Source organism: Actinoplanes sp. NPDC051537, assembly GCF_055586105.1.
The window spans coordinates 389,055-403,945 of sequence record NZ_JBVJIU010000003.1; the positions used below are offsets into that span (position 1 = coordinate 389,055).

The 14,891-nt window shown below is 72.0% G+C and carries 13 protein-coding genes; 6 read left to right on the forward strand and 7 right to left on the reverse strand.

The features are described from left to right. Positions 1–19: 19 nt before the first annotated feature. From ACZ6TB_RS08670 to ACZ6TB_RS08690, 5 genes are read right to left on the reverse strand one after another with little or no spacing between them, the layout of a single operon-like run. On the reverse strand, positions 20–1,198 hold the full coding sequence (locus ACZ6TB_RS08670; protein WP_465552129.1) for a VOC family protein: 1,179 nt from the start codon (positions 1,196–1,198) through the stop codon (positions 20–22). A gap of 29 nt (positions 1,199–1,227) precedes the next feature. Then, a complete protein-coding gene (locus ACZ6TB_RS08675; RefSeq protein WP_465552131.1) occupies positions 1,228–2,664 on the reverse strand; it encodes a hypothetical protein in 1,437 nt (478 codons plus the stop codon). Positions 2,665–2,715: 51 nt separating this feature from the next. Next, complete coding sequence (locus tag ACZ6TB_RS08680; protein WP_465552133.1) at positions 2,716–3,492, reverse strand: sensor domain-containing protein; 777 nt, start codon at positions 3,490–3,492, stop codon at positions 2,716–2,718. Beyond that, positions 3,492–4,097, reverse strand: a complete 606-nt coding sequence (locus ACZ6TB_RS08685; RefSeq protein ID WP_465552535.1) for a LuxR C-terminal-related transcriptional regulator — start codon at positions 4,095–4,097, stop codon at positions 3,492–3,494. Before ACZ6TB_RS08685 ends, ACZ6TB_RS08680 begins: the two co-directional genes overlap by 1 nt. A 47-nt stretch (positions 4,098–4,144) precedes the next feature. Continuing rightward, positions 4,145–5,476, reverse strand: coding sequence for a sensor histidine kinase (locus ACZ6TB_RS08690; protein WP_465552135.1), 1,332 nt, complete (start codon positions 5,474–5,476; stop codon positions 4,145–4,147). Between the two features lie 135 nt (positions 5,477–5,611). On the opposite strand from ACZ6TB_RS08690, the gene ACZ6TB_RS08695 reads away from it, so the two are divergent. From ACZ6TB_RS08695 to ACZ6TB_RS08710, 4 genes are all read left to right on the forward strand, one after another. Next, positions 5,612–6,337 carry a hypothetical protein gene (locus ACZ6TB_RS08695; protein WP_465552137.1) on the forward strand — a complete coding sequence of 242 codons (726 nt, stop codon included), beginning with the start codon at positions 5,612–5,614 and terminating at the stop codon, positions 6,335–6,337. After that, positions 6,337–7,215, forward strand: coding sequence for an ABC transporter ATP-binding protein (locus ACZ6TB_RS08700; RefSeq protein WP_465552139.1), 879 nt, complete (start codon positions 6,337–6,339; stop codon positions 7,213–7,215). The genes ACZ6TB_RS08695 and ACZ6TB_RS08700 overlap by 1 nt, the downstream gene beginning before the upstream one ends. Then, positions 7,212–8,825, forward strand: coding sequence for a hypothetical protein (locus ACZ6TB_RS08705; RefSeq protein WP_465552141.1), 1,614 nt, complete (start codon positions 7,212–7,214; stop codon positions 8,823–8,825). Before ACZ6TB_RS08700 ends, ACZ6TB_RS08705 begins: the two co-directional genes overlap by 4 nt. Before the next feature lie 107 nt (positions 8,826–8,932). Continuing rightward, positions 8,933–9,595: a Bax inhibitor-1/YccA family protein gene (locus ACZ6TB_RS08710; RefSeq protein WP_465552143.1), complete on the forward strand. Its 663-nt coding sequence runs from the start codon at positions 8,933–8,935 to the stop codon at positions 9,593–9,595. 3 nt (positions 9,596–9,598) lie between these two features. On the opposite strand, the gene ACZ6TB_RS08715 is transcribed toward ACZ6TB_RS08710, so the two are convergent. Then, complete coding sequence (locus tag ACZ6TB_RS08715) at positions 9,599–10,651, reverse strand: aminoglycoside phosphotransferase family protein (RefSeq protein ID WP_465552537.1); 1,053 nt, start codon at positions 10,649–10,651, stop codon at positions 9,599–9,601. Positions 10,652–10,831: 180 nt separating this feature from the next. Between ACZ6TB_RS08715 and ACZ6TB_RS08720 the strand changes: the two genes are divergently transcribed. After that, positions 10,832–11,554, forward strand: coding sequence for a hypothetical protein (locus tag ACZ6TB_RS08720; protein ID WP_465552145.1), 723 nt, complete (start codon positions 10,832–10,834; stop codon positions 11,552–11,554). Positions 11,555–11,565: 11 nt separating this feature from the next. On the opposite strand, the gene ACZ6TB_RS08725 is transcribed toward ACZ6TB_RS08720, so the two are convergent. Next, positions 11,566–12,702, reverse strand: a complete 1,137-nt coding sequence (locus ACZ6TB_RS08725; RefSeq protein WP_465552147.1) for an ROK family transcriptional regulator — start codon at positions 12,700–12,702, stop codon at positions 11,566–11,568. Positions 12,703–12,806: 104 nt separating this feature from the next. On the opposite strand from ACZ6TB_RS08725, the gene ACZ6TB_RS08730 reads away from it, so the two are divergent. Beyond that, positions 12,807–14,891 (forward strand): alpha-galactosidase, encoded by a 2,085-nt coding sequence (locus ACZ6TB_RS08730; protein WP_465552149.1) that lies wholly within the window; start codon positions 12,807–12,809, stop codon positions 14,889–14,891.

The following is a 14,891-nucleotide window of genomic DNA, read 5'->3' on the forward strand; positions in this document are numbered from 1 at the left end:
GGAGCGGGAGGCTACCGCCCTACGCTGCGCTGATCGGAGTGGGCTCCAGCCCGTCCCACGACCAGCGCGGGATGCGGAGGTCTCCCGGGACCTCGTCGGCGGACCGGTGGTAGCGGTTCATCGACTCGACGGTCGCCCACGCGAAGTAGTCGTGCAGCACCTGCCGCAGCGGCTCGGCGGTCAGGCCCGCGTCGGCCAGCGCGACGTCGAAACAGTCGATCGCTCGCCGGTTCATGTCGTCGTGCGGGCCGTTGCCACTGTGCATCCGCACCACCGACGTCTCGTCCCCGTAGGAAGCGGTGTAGGCGGCCGGCCCGCCGAGCGCCTCGGCCCAGTACGCGGCCAGGCGCTCGGTGTGATCGGGATGGTAGCCGTGACTGAAGGCGTGGCTCACGACCTCGTCGGCGAGCACCCGCTCGTGCCAGGCCGCGGCCAGCCGGATCAGCCCGTCCCGCCCGCCGGCCGCCTCGTAGACGCTCGCCAGCACGCGGAACTCGTTGCCATCGGGGTCGGTCATCTCGGCATATCCTTCCGGAGCGCCGATCTCATGGAGAGCGATCAGCTCGAGGATGATCCGGTTTCGCCCGGTCTTGGGCGCCACCGGCGGGCCGCCCCACGAGATCTTCATGCCGCCGTGCGGGGCCTGGATCGCGGTCTCCTCATCCTGATCCCAGACCAGGGGCCAGCCCAGGGTCTCGCTCCAGAAGAGGCCGACCTCGCGGGTGCCGTCGCAGGACAGCGCCCCGACAACGCCGCAGCCGGCGAGGAAGTTGTTGCCCGGCTCGACGACGCAGAACGGGTTGCCGTCGGGGTCGGCGAGCACGACGTGCCCCTCCTCGGGCCGCTGGCCGACGTCGATGTGCCGGGCGCCGAGGTCGAGGGCCCGCGCCACGGTCTCGCGCTGATCGTCGTGGCTCTGGCTGGTGAGGTCGAAATGGGCGCGGTTCGAGGCCGCCTTCGGCTCGTCGCTCGGCGGGTCGCTCGGCTCGTCGCTCGGCCTGCCGCTCGGCTCGTCGCTCGGACTGTCGCTCGCGTCGTCGCTCTGGAGGAACCTGATGCGGACCTCGGTGTCGTCGCGGGGCGGCAGCGTGCGTTTGCCGGGCCCGATCTCTCTGCGCAGGACGCCGGACCAGAACGTGGCGAGGCGCTCGGGGTCGGGGGAGCTTATGCAGATCGCGTGGAGGCGGGCGGTGGTCATGCCGGGAGAGTAGCCCTTTCGCTACCGGGTCAGCTCTCCTGTTTCGGCAGCCTGTGGATAGCCACTACACCCCGCATGCCCTGGACTTCCTGGAGCAGGGCGGGGTAGTCGGACGGGACGTCGAGTTCGAAGGTGAAGAAGTACGGCAGGGTGGCGACCGCGTCGGCGGGGACGGCGGCGCCATCGCAGTACTCGGCCCGGAACGCGGCGGAGGACGGGTCCCAGACCAGCTCACCGTCGCCGCCGGCCCAGCTGCGCCGCATGGCGGCCGTGATCAGGGCCCGGTCGTGGTCGGTCGACGCCGGGTCGACGTACACGTGCACGGACTTGCTGTTTTGAATCGCCGTTGCGGGCGCCTCGGCGGGAGGGCCGGGCCTGGGGTGGCAGGGCAGCGTGGCCAGCTGTTTTCCGGCCTTGGGGAGCGTGATCGCGACCAGCGCGCCGATCGCCAGGAGCGCGGCGGCCGTGATCGCCAAGCGAGGGTGCCGCCGGATCGGGCTGGGGCCGATCAGGACCGCGGCGATGAGCATGATCGCCGCCAGGAAGACGGGGATCGAGACGCTGGTGAGGCCGTTGTCGAGGCCGGCCCACCACGGCGCCTGGCCCGGAGAGTCGGGAACCGGGATCAGCAGCATCGACGGGAGCAGCAGAAACAGCATGATCCCGGTGACCGTGCCGGGCAGCCCGCCGGGGACACGGGCGGTGTGGAAGCGGCGGCCGGTCCAGGCCGCGAGCAGCCAGGCAACGGCGAACCCGAGCAGCGCGCCCGGCCACGCGAACAGGCCGAGCCACGGCGGTTCCTGGCGGCGCAGCGTGAGGGTGCTGCCGCCGTCGGAGTCGTAGTCGGGCATGCCGGTCCACAGGTCGTCCTCGAAGCCGAGCACGAGACCCGGCCGGTCGGCCCAGAACGTGACGCTGCTGTCCTGGCCGCGGTCGACCATGTCCTCCGGCGGCTGATAGGTGTAGTCGTGCACCCGCCAGCCCGCGGCGATCAGGCGATCCTTGGCTCCGGTGGCGTAGGTGGGGAGGTCGCGGGTCGCGTCGGTGTGGCGCAGCCAGTAGGTGACGTAGCCGTACTCGATGCCCTCGCCGTCGCTTTGCGGGACGATGACGTCCGCGTCTCCGCCGCCCCACACCTTGAGTCCCGGAAAGACGGTCCCGGTGATCTCGGCGGCCGCCGCCCCGCTCGGTATCGGAGGCGCGAACTCCCAGCCCAGCCGGTGTCCGGCGGCTCCGCCGAAGTAGGCGCCCGCGAGCGCGACGAGAAAGACCAGGACCACTACGGCACCCCCGCGCGGATAGCCCATCCGGGCGCGCAGGCCGTGCCGGATCAGGTTGCCGCCCTCCCGTGCGGTAGGCCGGCGTCGTCCCGCCTCGAGCAGCGTGCCCCGCAGTTCCGCCCGTCGCGCGCCACGCGGATAGACGTGGAGCAGCCATCGATAGGAGCGACCGAGTTCACCGGACATGCTGGGCAATATAAAGGTGATCTTTATATAGCGTCAAGGGAGGCTCGGGTGTTACGCCGGACTGCGTCGGGCGAGCAGGCTGCGGGCGAAGCGTGCCTCGAGCAGCGCCGCAGCCCGGGCGACCATCGGCAGCGTGGCCGCGAAGGTAGCCGCCACGATCAGGTAGAAGCCGACGTTGGTCGGGTAGGCATCCCCGAGCCCGAGCATCTCCGGAACCTCTCGGTAGGCCGGCCCGCTGGGCAGCGCCCACCCCCAGAGCGCCCACGTGGTTCCGCCCAGGACACCCGCCCACCAGGTGACGACGAACGAGAACCCGATCGTGCTGGGAATGAACCGCAGTCCCGCGTGCGCGAGGTCCCGCCAGCTCTGCGGGTCACCCACGACGGCCAGCGCCCGGCGCGGCATGCTGTCGTCGGCGCTCGTCCGATAGGCGGGCTCGGCGATTGCTTCCTCGAGGACCGGCGCGATTCGTTCGCGCTCGGCCGTGGCGAAGGCACGAGCCTTGAGCATGGCCGCCAGCAGGATCGGCACGCCGACCCAGACGACGGAGAGTCCCGCCCCGACGGCGACCCCGGTGAGGCACACGATGGCGGCCACCACAGCCACCGGAAGCCCGGTAACGACATAGCGAGTGTCGGCAACAAGCCGAGGCCAAACACGAACGGCCGGAGCAGGAGCAAGAGTCACATCGATCTGCGTCGTGGTCATGCCGTTGACGCTATGCACCGAGGCCGCCGCAACCGATCCCGCAAGCCACCCGATCGACGGTAGGGCTAGCCCCACCCCTTCGCCTCCCTCCTCGCCACGCGGTGTTGATGGGCGCCCCATCACGACGCGGCGGGGGCGGTATCGCTTCGCAGGTAGGCGAGCACGGCCAGGACCCGGCGGTTGGAGTCGTCGGTCGGCGGGAGGTCGAGCTTGGCGAGGATGTTGCCGACGTGCTTGCCGACGGCCGGCTCGGAGACGATCAGGATGCGGGCGATCGCGGCGTTGGAATGACCCTCGGCGATCAGCGCCAACACCTCCCGCTCCCGCGTCGAGAGCTGCGCGACCGGGTCGCGATGCCGGCGCAGCAGCTGCCGCACCACCTGTGGGTCGACCACCGTGCCGCCGCCGACGACCTGCCGCAGCGACGCGACGAACTCCTCGACGTCGACCACGCGGTCCTTCAGCAGGTAGCCCACCTTTCGCCCGCCGTGCGAGTCCAGCAGATCGGACGCATAACCCTGCTGCACGAACTGGCTCAACGCCACCACCGCCAGATCCGGTTGGTCGCGCCGAAGCTCGACGGCCGCCCGCAACCCCTCGTCGGTGAACGTCGGCGGCATCCGGATGTCGGTGACCACCAGGTCGGGCCGATGCTCGACGACGGCGGCCCGCAGCGCCTCGGCGTCACCGACCGCGGCCACCACCTCGAACCCGAACCGGTCCATCAAGCCGATGAGCCCCTCCCGCAGGAGCACGCCGTCCTCGGCCAGGACTACTCGGATGGTTCGCTCTGTCGACACGGGATCTCCACACGAATCAGGGTCGGCCCGCCGGGCGGGCTGGACAGGTAGATGCGGCCATCCGCCACCGCCACGCGATCGGCCAGTCCGGTGAGCCCGGTGCCGCGCGCCGGGTCGGCGCCGCCACGACCGTCGTCGAGAACCTCGACGGCGAGGACGTCATCTCGTGAGGCGACGGTGACGGTGGCCGACGCGGCCTCGCTGTGCTTGAAGACGTTCGCGAGTGCCTCGGTGGCCACGAAGTACGCGACCGACTCCACGCCCGGGGGTGGCCGCGCCGGCAGATCGGCGCGCACGCGCACGGGAATCGGGGCCTGGTCGGCCAACTCGCCCAACGCTCCCGGCAGCCCGACCTCGGTCAGCGTCTGCGGCCGGATGCCATGGATCAGCTCGCGCAGCTCGGCCATCAGCATCTTGGCCTGATCGTGCGCGCCGGCCACGGCCTTGCCGGCGGAGGACTCCTTGGGCAGGTCGACCCGGGCCAGCCCGAGCTGCAGGGTGAGGCTGACCAGCCGCTGCTGAGCGCCGTCGTGCAGATCGCGCTCGATCCGCCGCCGCTCGGCCTCGAACGCGTCGACGAGCCGCGCCCGGGAGCGGGAGACCTCGATCAGTTCGGCTCGCAGCCCGGCGTCGGACTGCCCGGTCAGCAACAGTCGCGCGGCGGCGGCGTGCGTGCCGGCGAGCAGGGCCAGCAGGTACGGCACGGCGGGCAGCAGCGCCACCGCGAACAGCGCGTAGGGAATCGCCTCGCCAACCGTGGACACCTGGCCGATGCCGAGCGAGATCGGGCCCTCGCCGTCGACCAGGAACGGGCTGACGATGAAGATGCCGACCACCACCAGGAAGGCCAGCACCGCGCCGTACCAGATCGGAACGCCACCGGCCAGCAGCACGGTGTAGCAGAGCTCGCGCCAGGTCGCAGGCTCCGAATATCGGAGCCGCAGCCACCGGCCCGGGCCGGTGGGAACCGGCCGGTGAGCGGACCGTGCCGGCCGGGTGTCGACCAGGCCGAGCCTTCGCCGCTCCACCGCGCCGACGGGGAGCGCCACCAGGGGGCCGAACGCCGCGATCAGCGCCGCGCCCCCTAGTAGGAGGAGAGCCAGCTCGACGAGCGACGGGTCGTCCCACTGCACCAGGCGGCGGAGCAGGATCGCCCAGGGCAGGCCGAGCACCAGCATCGGCACGGCGGCCGCGAGCGCGACCGGACCGGTGGTCACCAGGTAAGCGGTGGCGCGCCACGGCCACGCGGACGCCAGGAACCGGCGGCGGGTGACCGCCTCGAGCGCGGTTCTCGGCGTGGGCATGCCCCAACGCTAATTGGCGGCCCGCTCGGCCGCGGTATGCCTAGCCATACCTTTTTCCGGTGCCTGGCCGTAGTGCCCGGCACCCTCCGCCGGTGATGGGCTGGGCACCCCACCAAGCGGGAGCGGAGACATCTCATGCGGCTACGACCTCTGATTCCATTCGTCCTGGTCATCTCGATCGCGGGTTGCGCCGACGTCGGCGCGATCAACGAGACGCGCGAAGACCAGCGCGACTTCACCCTGAGCGGCCCGCTGCTGGTGATCGACAATCACGGTGGCGATCTGCGCCTGGTGGCCGGCGGCGGCGATGCCGTCGCGGTCCAGCGGTCGCTGACCGGCAAAGCCACGGTCAAGGGGAACGCGTCCTGGTCGCTGACCGGCGGCACGCTGCGGCTCGGCATCACCTGCAGCGGGTTCGTGCCCGACTGCGGCGGCCGGCACGTCGTCAGCGTGCCGCCCGGGGTCGCGGTCCGGGTGAGCAGCGACGCCCCGGTTCGGGCGGTCGAGCTCGGGGCTGCCCTCACCGCGTCGGTGTCCGACGCGTGGTTGCGCGTCGAGCGCCCGGCCGGCCCGCTTCGGTTGGAGGCGGAATATGCCGTCGACGTCACGGACGCGCGCTCCCCGGATGTCGCGGCCTCGTCCGGCGGCAACGCGGTCCGCCTGAGCTTCGCCAGTCCGCCGGCCCGGGTCGAGGCCCGCGCCGCCGGTTCGGTGCAGGTCACGCTGCCCGCGGGGCCGGAGACCTACCGGGTGACCGCCGTGCCCGGCAGGTCCGCCCTGCCGACCGATCCGGGCAGCAAGCGGTCCGTCGTCGCGCAAGCGGGCGAGGGGCATACCGCCCTCGTGCGGAAGGCGAGCTGATGTTCGAGCTGATCGATGTCACCAAGGTCTACCGCGGCGGCAAACGGGCGGTCGACGGCATAACGATGCGCCTCGGCCCGGGCGTGGTCGGCCTGCTCGGGCCCAACGGCGCCGGCAAGTCGTCGCTGATGCGGGTGGCCGCGACCGTCACCCGGCCGACCAGCGGTCAGGTGCTGTTCGACGGCACCGACGTGCTCGCCCGGCCCGGCGTTCTGCGGCGCCGCCTGGGCTATCTTCCGCAGGACTTCGGCGTCTATCCGCACCTGACGGCGAGGGAGTTCCTCTCCTACCTCGCGGCGCTGAAGGGCCTGCCCGCCCGGGCGGCCCGAGCGCGCATCGACGAGCTGATCGAGCTGGTCAACCTCACCGAGGCGGTCAGACGGCCGCTCGGCGGCTACTCCGGCGGCATGCTGCGGCGGGTCGGCATCGCGCAGACGCTGCTGGCCGATCCGCGGGTGCTCATCATCGACGAGCCGACCGCCGGGCTCGACCCGGAGGAGCGGGTCCGGTTCCGCAACCTGCTCAGCGAGCTGGCCGTGGACCGGCTCGTCCTGCTCTCCACCCACATCGTGTCCGACGTCGAGTCGGTCGCCGGCGACATCGCGATCGTGGCCCACGGCCGGGTACTGCGCCGCGGAGCACCGGATGATCTGTTGCGCGAGGTGTCCGGGCACGTATGGGAGACGGTGATCGAGCCGGCCGCACTCGCCGCGATGCGGTCGCGGCACACGATCAGCCGGATGGTCCGCACCACGGACGGCATCAGGCTGCGGCTGCTCTCGACCGTCCGGCCCGCTGCCGACGCCGCGCCGGTGCAACCCGACCTCGAGGACGTCTACCTCGCGGTGGTCGGTGGCGTGCGGGAGACGGTCCGATGAGGCCCGGCGCGCTGGCGGCCCTGGCCGTCGCCGACTTCCGTGAGCGGGTGCGGCGCCCGGCGTACCTCGTGATGCTTCTTGCCGCCGTTGGTCTCGGATATCTCGCGGCGCCGGGCGCGGGTGCGCAGTGGACGATCGTCAACGCCGGCGCCTATCGCGGCGTCTACAACAGCGCCTACATCGGTACGGTCACGGCGCTCGCCGGGGCGTTGTGGCTCTCGACCGCCGGTTTCTACGTCATCAGGACCGCGATCGCCCGCGACCGGGAGACGGGCGTGGGGCAGTTGCTGGCCGCGACGCCGATGCGGGCCGGCGAATACATGGCCGGCAAGTTCCTCAGCAACCTGCTGGTGCTGAGCTCGATGGCGGGTGCGCTGGCGGTCACGGCGCTGGCCATGCAGCTCGCCCGCGGCGAGTCCCGGGCCGTCCATCCCGTCGCGCTGCTGCTGCCGTTCGTCCTCTGCACCATCCCGGTGCTGGCGCTGACCGCGGCCGCCGCGATCCTCTTCGAGACGACGCCCGTGCTGCGGGGCGGGCTCGGCAACGTCATCTGGCTGTTCTTGTCGCTGGCCGCCGCGATCGCGGGCCAGTCGGCGAGCGCACCGCTCGGCGGCCTCGGCGTGGGAGCGTTCGCCGAGTCCGTGCGCGACCAGTTCGCCGCCCAGGGCATCCGGTTGGGCGAGCTGTCGCTGGGCCTCATGTATCTGGACGATCCGCCGCGCACGGTCCCGTGGAGTGGCATCGACTTCACCGCTGCCTTCACCGGCGAGCGTCTGCTGCTGATCGTGCTCGGGGCCGCGGCCGCCGTCGTGCCGGCCCTGTGGTTCGACCGTTTCGACCGGGCACGCGCCGCGGCCTCAGCGTCGGAGCCGTCGCCGGCGATGCCGCCTGGTGCGTCCGGCAGCGCCTATGCGTCGGCTCCGGTCTCCGGCGAGATGTCGGTGCAGGGATCGGTCGTTTCCTTGGCCGATCTCCCCAAGGCGTGGCGGGCCGGAGGTTGGAATCTGGGCCCGGTCGTCGTGCCGAGGCGTGGGGCGGGCTTCGTGCGGCTGGTTCGCGGGGAGCTGCGCATCCTCACGCGCGGGGTGTCGCGCTGGTGGTGGCTCGTTGCGGTGGCGCTGGTGGTGGCCGGCGTCGCGGCGCCTCCGGCCGCCGGGCCGTTGTTGCTGGCCGCGTGGATCTGGCCGGTGCTGATCTGGTCGCGGCTCGGTGCGCAGGCGCGGGAGCTCGGGGCCGAGGCGTTGCTCGGGGCTTATCCCTCGCCGGTGCTGCGCACGTTCGCGCAGTGGGTGGCCGGGGGTGTGTTGACGGCCGCGGTCGGGTTGGGGCCGGGGGTGACGATGGCCGTGCACGGGCACATCGCCGACTGGCTGGGTGGTGTGGCCTTCATCCCGGCGCTGGCTCTGGTGCTGGGGGTGGTTAGCCGGACGCAGCGGTTCTTCCAGGCGGTCTATCCGCTGCTCTGGTACATGGTGGTCAATGACGTGGCCGGGCTGGATTACATGGGAGTCCTGGGCGGCGGCCCGTCGCCGCTCGCGGTCGGCGGGGTGGCGCTGGTCCTGCTGCTGGCGGCGCTGGGCACAGTGGCGGTCCGGCACCGGCGGCGATGAGGGGGCGGTGATGCGAGGACGCGATCGGTGGGCCAGGGCCCGGGTGCCCGTGGGAACCAGGGACGATCCCTGGCTCCATCCGGCGGTGATGGTCGGAGTCTTGAGGCATGAACGACACTTACTCGTACGGCTCGTCGGGGCTGGCGGCCCGCGATCGGAGCCACACGCTGTTCGCGCAGACGATGGGGTTTGTTGCGGCTACGGCGGGGCTGTTTGCGCTCGGCGCCTATCTGGGGCGCAACCTCGGCGGCGGGGCGGCGATCGTTTCGTACATCCTCGCGTTCGCGGCGCTGATCGGGATGCAGTTTGCCAGCCGGCGGTCGCGGGAGCTGACGATTGGGCTGCTTGCGGTGTTCGGCCTGTTCATCGGGCTGGGGGTCGCGCCGACGATTGCGTACTACGCGAGCAACGATCCGCAGGCCTTGTGGCAGGCCGGTGGGGCTACGGCGCTGTTCATCGCGGGGTTCGGTGCGGCCGGCTATGCGACGCGGCGCGACCTGTCGGTGATCGCGCGGATCTCGTTCTGGGCGCTGGTGGGGCTGATCGGGTTCAGCGTTGTGCTGATCTTTGTGAACGTCCCCAACGGGGCGCTGATCTACGCGATTCTCGGGCTGGTCATCTTCGCGGGGCTGACCATGGTGGACTTTCAGCGGCTGCGCCGGTCCTCCGACGTCGACTCGGCGCCGTTGCTGGCGGCGTCGATCTTCTTGGACATTCTCAACGTGTTCCTGTTCTTCCTGCAGATCTTCAGCCGGGGGGACGACCGGTGATGGCTAGCTGCCGGTGAGGATGGCTTGGAGGCGGGAGCGGCACTCGGCGACGAAGGCGGGCCAGGACTCCCGGTAGTACGAGACGCCGCTGATTCCGACGGCCACGGCCCACGCTCGGGCGCGGGTCCAGGTGAGATCGTCGAGGTTCAGGGCGTCCCAATATGCGTGCCGGGCCGCGGGTGGCAGGTCCCAGACGGCGGCGTGCTCGGCGGCGGGCGCGCCCACGGACAGGCCGCCGAAATCGATGACGGCGTGCAGGCGGCCGTTCCGGACGAGCAGGTTGGAGGGCTTGAGGTCGGTGTGCAGCCAGACGTGCGGGGTGGGCGGCTCGGGCAGCTCGAGGGCGGCGCGCCAGAGGTGTTCGAGGGAGTCCAGATCTAGGTCGGCGGTCGGCGTGCGCCGGCAGTCGTCGAAGTAACCGGCTATCCACTCGTCGCAGTCCTTCAGGCTGCCGCCGCGATATCCCGACAGGGCGCCGGCGCGGGTCGCGCCCATCAGGTCGAGGGCGTGCAGCTCGCGGACGAAGGCGGCCAGGTCGGTGCCGAAGGCTGACCAGTCGCACACGGTGCCGGGGCGGGCGTCGGTGCGAAGGTGGGCGTCGGTGCCGAGGCGGGCGTCGGTGCCAAGGCGGACGTCGGTGCCAAGGCGGACGTCGGTGCTGGGGCGGGCGTCGGTGCCGAGGCGGGCGTCCGTGCTGGGGCGGCCGTCGGTGCCAAGGCGGGCGTCGGTGCCGGGGCGAGCGTCGGTGCAGGGGCGGACCTCAGTGCCGTCGATCCAGCGGTAGACGGCCCACGGGAGCGGGAACTCGGGAGCCGGCGTTCCGGCGTGAAGCGGCTCGGGGATCTGCATGGTCAGCCGGGTGCCCAGCCGGGGAAGCCACGCCAGCTCCTTAGTCAGGGCGCGCGCCTTGTCCGGCGTTCGGGGCAGGCGGACCAGAAGGTCGTCGCCCAGCCGGTACATCGTGTTGTCGGTGCCCGCCCCGGCCGGCGACAGCGCCAGCGCGGCCAGATCCGGGTGCTGGGCGCGGAGTAGCGACCGCACGATCGTCTCGTCCACGGGGATCTCGTTCTCGTGAAGCGCCACGCACCGGATCATTCCGGCGGCGCGGAGGCGGGGCGAGCGAGTTTCGGCGAAACGCAATCGAGGGGCGGCGCAAAGGCGGGGCAAAGGCGGGGCAAAGGCGAGGCAACTGAGATCCGGTGCAACGTCAGCAACTCTCGGCGCGTCGAAGAGGGCATGCGATCGCGCGGACTTCTCCTTCTGGCTCTGGTGCTTGTCGTGGCGGGATGTGCCGGGCGGCACGACGGGCCACCGGCCCGCGGCGGGACGGAGCCGATCGTCCTGATCGAATGGCATCCGGGATTCTCGCCGCCGGGGGAGCGGTGGGCGCCGCCGACCTATGTGCTGCTGGGGGACGGGACGGCGTTTGCGCGCGCCGCGGATCAGGGCGTCATCATGGCGGCGACCCGCCGTAGCCTCACCGACGCGCAGGTTGCCGACCTCTATGACCGCGCCGGTGATGCGGGGCTGTTTCGGGACCGTAGCTATCGCAGCGACGTCCTGGACGCCTCGGGGCTCGCCGTTCACATCACGTCGGCGAAGGGGCGGTTCGCGACGTCCGTCGTTCAGCCGGATCCGGACGAGGGCGGCGCTCGCGGGCGCGTCGCGCGGTTTGCCGATGAGGCTCCGGAGATCGGCGGGCCGACCGGCGCCTACGTGCCCGATCGGGTCGCGGTCGTCCCGATCGCCAACGGCGGCGACGACACCGCCGATATGCGCCCATGGCCGCTGAAAGAAACCCAGCGCTGTCAGGTCGTGGCGGGCGATCAGGTGCAACCGCTGCTGGCCTCGGTGCGCACGGCCACGTTGCAAACCCGATGGAGGGCCGGAGAACACGTGGTCTCGCTGCGCGTCCGGCCACTTCTGCCGTACGAGAAGGGCTGCGAAACGGCGGGGTGAGCCGGGCAACTTCAGACGAGACGGGACTGGATGCTCACGGCGGCCGCCCCGCGGGCCCAGTCCTCGAACGGCAGCGGTCGGATCGACAGCGGACAGTCCGCGGCCGCGCCGAAGGCCTGGCGCTCGAAGGCGGCTCGGATGTGTGGTTCGAAGAGGTCGTAGGCGGCCAGGCCCTCGCCGGAGACGACGATGTGGGCCGGGCCGACCAGGTTGGCCACGGCCGCGATGGCCAGGCCGATCGCCTCGCCGGCCCGGGCGAGGACGGCGGACACCGCGGCGTCGCCGCCGCGGGCCAGGGTGTAGGCATCCTCGATCGTGAGGCCGGCGCGACCGATGGCGGCCAGAATGGACGACGTGCCGGCGATCGCCTCGACGCAACCGCGGCTGCCGCAGTGGCACGCGGGGCCGGCCGCGTCGACGCAGAGGTGGCCGATCTCGCCCGCCACCCCGTGCGAGCCGGAGACCGGGCGACCGTTGACGACCAGGCCGCAACCGATGCCGGAGCCGACCGTGACCAGGGCGAACGAGTCCGCCCCGGCGCCCTCGCCGAACCAGTGCTCGGCCGTGGTGAGTGCCTTGACGTCGTTCTCGACGGTGACGGTCAAGCCCGTCGCGCCGGCCGCCAGCTTGGCCAGGTCGACGTTGTGCCAGCGCAGGAACGGGGAGTAGCGGACCAGGCCGGTGGCCCGGTCGACGTCACCGGAGACGGCCAGGCCGAGCCGGCTGGTGCGGGCCCGGAAGGGCCCGTCGAGCAGCTCGCCGACCAGCAGCACGATCTCGGCGAGCACGTCGTCCACCGCAGAACTCCCCAGCCTGCGGTGGACGACGGCCCGCACCTGCGCGGTCAGGTCACAGACCACGCCGATGAGCTCGTCGCCGGTCAGCTTCACGCCGACGAAGAACTCGCGATCGGGATGCACCCGCAGCGGGCTGGCCGGACGGCCGGCGCCGGGCCCGGTGCGCTCGGTGGCGTCGAGCTCGGCCAGGTAGCCGGCGTCGATCAGCGGCCGGGCCGCCTTCGTCACCGCCGCCGAGGAGAGCCCGAGCTTGCGCGCCAGCGTCACCCGGCTCTGCGGCCCACCCGTGACCAGCGCGGTCAGGATCGCGGCAGCCGCGGGCGACGCGCCGAGAGCGGAGGGAGCGGCCATCACCGAAAGCTAGAGCTAATAATTAACTTCGTCAAGTATTGATTTCCGCACCGGAGCGCTCCTACGCTCGGCCCCACATCGACGTGTAACCGCGAGGACCCCGCATGCCTGTCGCCTTCGATGCCCACCGCTGCCTCTGGCTGCTGAGCGGACCGTCCACCGCCTACGCCGTGCGGCTCGACGCCGACCTCGGCGTCCGCCACGTGCACTGGGGCGAGCCGATCACCATGGCGCAGGCCGCGGCCCTGTCCGCCGACCGGCCCGACCCCGCCGCCAGCAGCTTCGAGCAGGGCCCCGGCGCCGCCGAGCTGCCGGTCGAGGGCGGCAGCCGGTTCGGCCCGGCGGCCCTGATCGTGCGCTTCGCCGACGGCGCCCGGGCGGTCGAGTGGGAGTACCGCGGCCACGAGATCGACGGCGAGCACCTGGCGATCCGTCTTGCCGACCGGCACTACCCGCTGGCCGTCACCCTGCACTACCGGATGGCCGGAGAGGTGATCGAGCGCTGGACCGACGTCCGGAACGTCGGCGAACAAGAGATCACCGTGCTGCGCTGCGACTCGGCGGCGTGGACGGTGCCGACCGCCCCCGGCTACCGGGTCAGCCACCTGGTCGGCGCCTGGAACAGCGAGTTCCGCCTGCACCGCGCCGAGCTGCCGGTGGCCGAGACGACGCTGACCAGCCGCCGGGGCGTGACCAGCCATCATGCGAGCCCGTGGCTGGCGGTCGACGACGGGACGGCCGGCGAGGAGAGCGGGGAGGTGTGGAGCACGGCGCTCGCCTGGAGCGGGAGCTGGCGCGTCACGCTGCACCGCGATCCCGGCGGCCGCACCGGCTGGACCGGCGGCTTCGGCCACGAGGGCCTGACCTGGCGGCTCACCGCGGGGGAGACCCTCGAGACGCCGGTGTTCGCGGGGGTGCACAGCACGGCCGGCTTCGGTGGCGCGAGCCGGATCTGGCATGCGTACGCGCAAATGATCTTGCCGGGGAAAGACGACCGCCCGGTCCTCTACAACTCCTGGGAGGCGACCGGCTTCGACGTCACCGAGGCCGGGCAGATGGCCCAGGCGCGACTGGCGGCAAGCCTCGGCGCGGAGCTCTTCGTCATGGACGACGGCTGGTTCGGGAGCAGGGTGAGCGCGCACGCGGGCCTGGGCGATTGGTTTCCCCACCACCAACGATTCCCGTACGGGTTGAAGCCGCTGGCCGACGAGATCAGACGACTGGGAATGGGCTTCGGCCTCTGGGTCGAGCCCGAGATGGTCAACCCCGACAGTGATCTCTACCGCGAGCGTCCCGACTGGGTGCTGCACGAGCCGTACCGGCGCCGCACCGAGATGCGCCACCAGCTCGTGCTCGACCTGTCCCGCCCGGACGTCGCCGCCTGGACCCACGACTGGCTGGACCGGCTGGTCGGCGAGCTCGCCCTCGACTTCCTCAAGTGGGACTGCAACCGCCCGTTCACCGAGGCCCCGGATCGCGCCTACGTCGACCACGTCCGGGCCGTCTACCAGATCATGGACCGGCTCCGCGCCGACCACCCCGGCCTGCGCATCGAGTCGTGCGCCGGCGGCGGCGGCCGGGCCGACCTCGGCATCCTGCGCCGCACCGACCAGATGTGGCCGTCCGACAACACCGATCCGGTCGACCGGATCGCCGTCCAGCACGGCTTCGCTCAGCTGTTTCCGGCCCGGGTGATGAGCGCCTGGGTCACCGACAGCCCGAACGTCACCACCGCGCGGGAGACCCCGCTGCGATTCCGCTTCCACGTGTCGATGGCCGGGGTGCTGGGCCTCGGCGGCGATCTGACCACGTGGACCCCCGAGGAGCTGGCCGAGGCCGCGAGCCTGGTCGCCGCCTACAAGACCATCCGGCCGGTCGTCCAGAACGGAACCGCGTTCCGGCTGGCCGCGGCCGGAACCACGCTCACCGGCGTGCAGTACGTGCTCGGCGACGACCACGTGATTCTCGCCTGGTGCCCGATCCGGCCGTACGGGCACAGCCCCGGGCCGCTGCGCCTGGCGACCGGCGACGGCGACTTCGCCGACCTCGACACCGGCGCCACCTACTCCGGGGCGGACCTGCGCCGGCGGGGGCTGCCTCTCGAGCTTCCCCCTGGCGACCACGCCAGCGTGCTCGTCCGTCTCCGCCGAGTCTCCCGGAGCTCCGAGGGCCCGCCGGCGGCGGCGTGA

Excerpts from the sequence above, each read along its gene's own strand:
- ACZ6TB_RS08670 (WP_465552129.1), bottom strand. The coding sequence starts at position 1,198 with ATGACCACCGCCCGCCTCCACGCGATCTGCATAAGCTCCCCCGACCCC.
- ACZ6TB_RS08675 (WP_465552131.1), bottom strand. The coding sequence starts at position 2,664 with ATGTCCGGTGAACTCGGTCGCTCCTATCGATGGCTGCTCCACGTCTAT.
- ACZ6TB_RS08680 (WP_465552133.1), bottom strand. The coding sequence starts at position 3,492 with ATGGGGCGCCCATCAACACCGCGTGGCGAGGAGGGAGGCGAAGGGGTG.
- ACZ6TB_RS08685 (WP_465552535.1), bottom strand. The coding sequence starts at position 4,097 with ATGGACCGGTTCGGGTTCGAGGTGGTGGCCGCGGTCGGTGACGCCGAG.
- ACZ6TB_RS08690 (WP_465552135.1), bottom strand. The coding sequence starts at position 5,476 with ATGCCCACGCCGAGAACCGCGCTCGAGGCGGTCACCCGCCGCCGGTTC.
- ACZ6TB_RS08695 (WP_465552137.1), top strand. The coding sequence starts at position 5,612 with ATGCGGCTACGACCTCTGATTCCATTCGTCCTGGTCATCTCGATCGCG.
- ACZ6TB_RS08700 (WP_465552139.1), top strand. The coding sequence starts at position 6,337 with ATGTTCGAGCTGATCGATGTCACCAAGGTCTACCGCGGCGGCAAACGG.
- ACZ6TB_RS08705 (WP_465552141.1), top strand. The coding sequence starts at position 7,212 with ATGAGGCCCGGCGCGCTGGCGGCCCTGGCCGTCGCCGACTTCCGTGAG.
- ACZ6TB_RS08710 (WP_465552143.1), top strand. The coding sequence starts at position 8,933 with ATGAACGACACTTACTCGTACGGCTCGTCGGGGCTGGCGGCCCGCGAT.
- ACZ6TB_RS08720 (WP_465552145.1), top strand. The coding sequence starts at position 10,832 with ATGCGATCGCGCGGACTTCTCCTTCTGGCTCTGGTGCTTGTCGTGGCG.
- ACZ6TB_RS08725 (WP_465552147.1), bottom strand. The coding sequence starts at position 12,702 with ATGGCCGCTCCCTCCGCTCTCGGCGCGTCGCCCGCGGCTGCCGCGATC.
- ACZ6TB_RS08730 (WP_465552149.1), top strand. The coding sequence starts at position 12,807 with ATGCCTGTCGCCTTCGATGCCCACCGCTGCCTCTGGCTGCTGAGCGGA.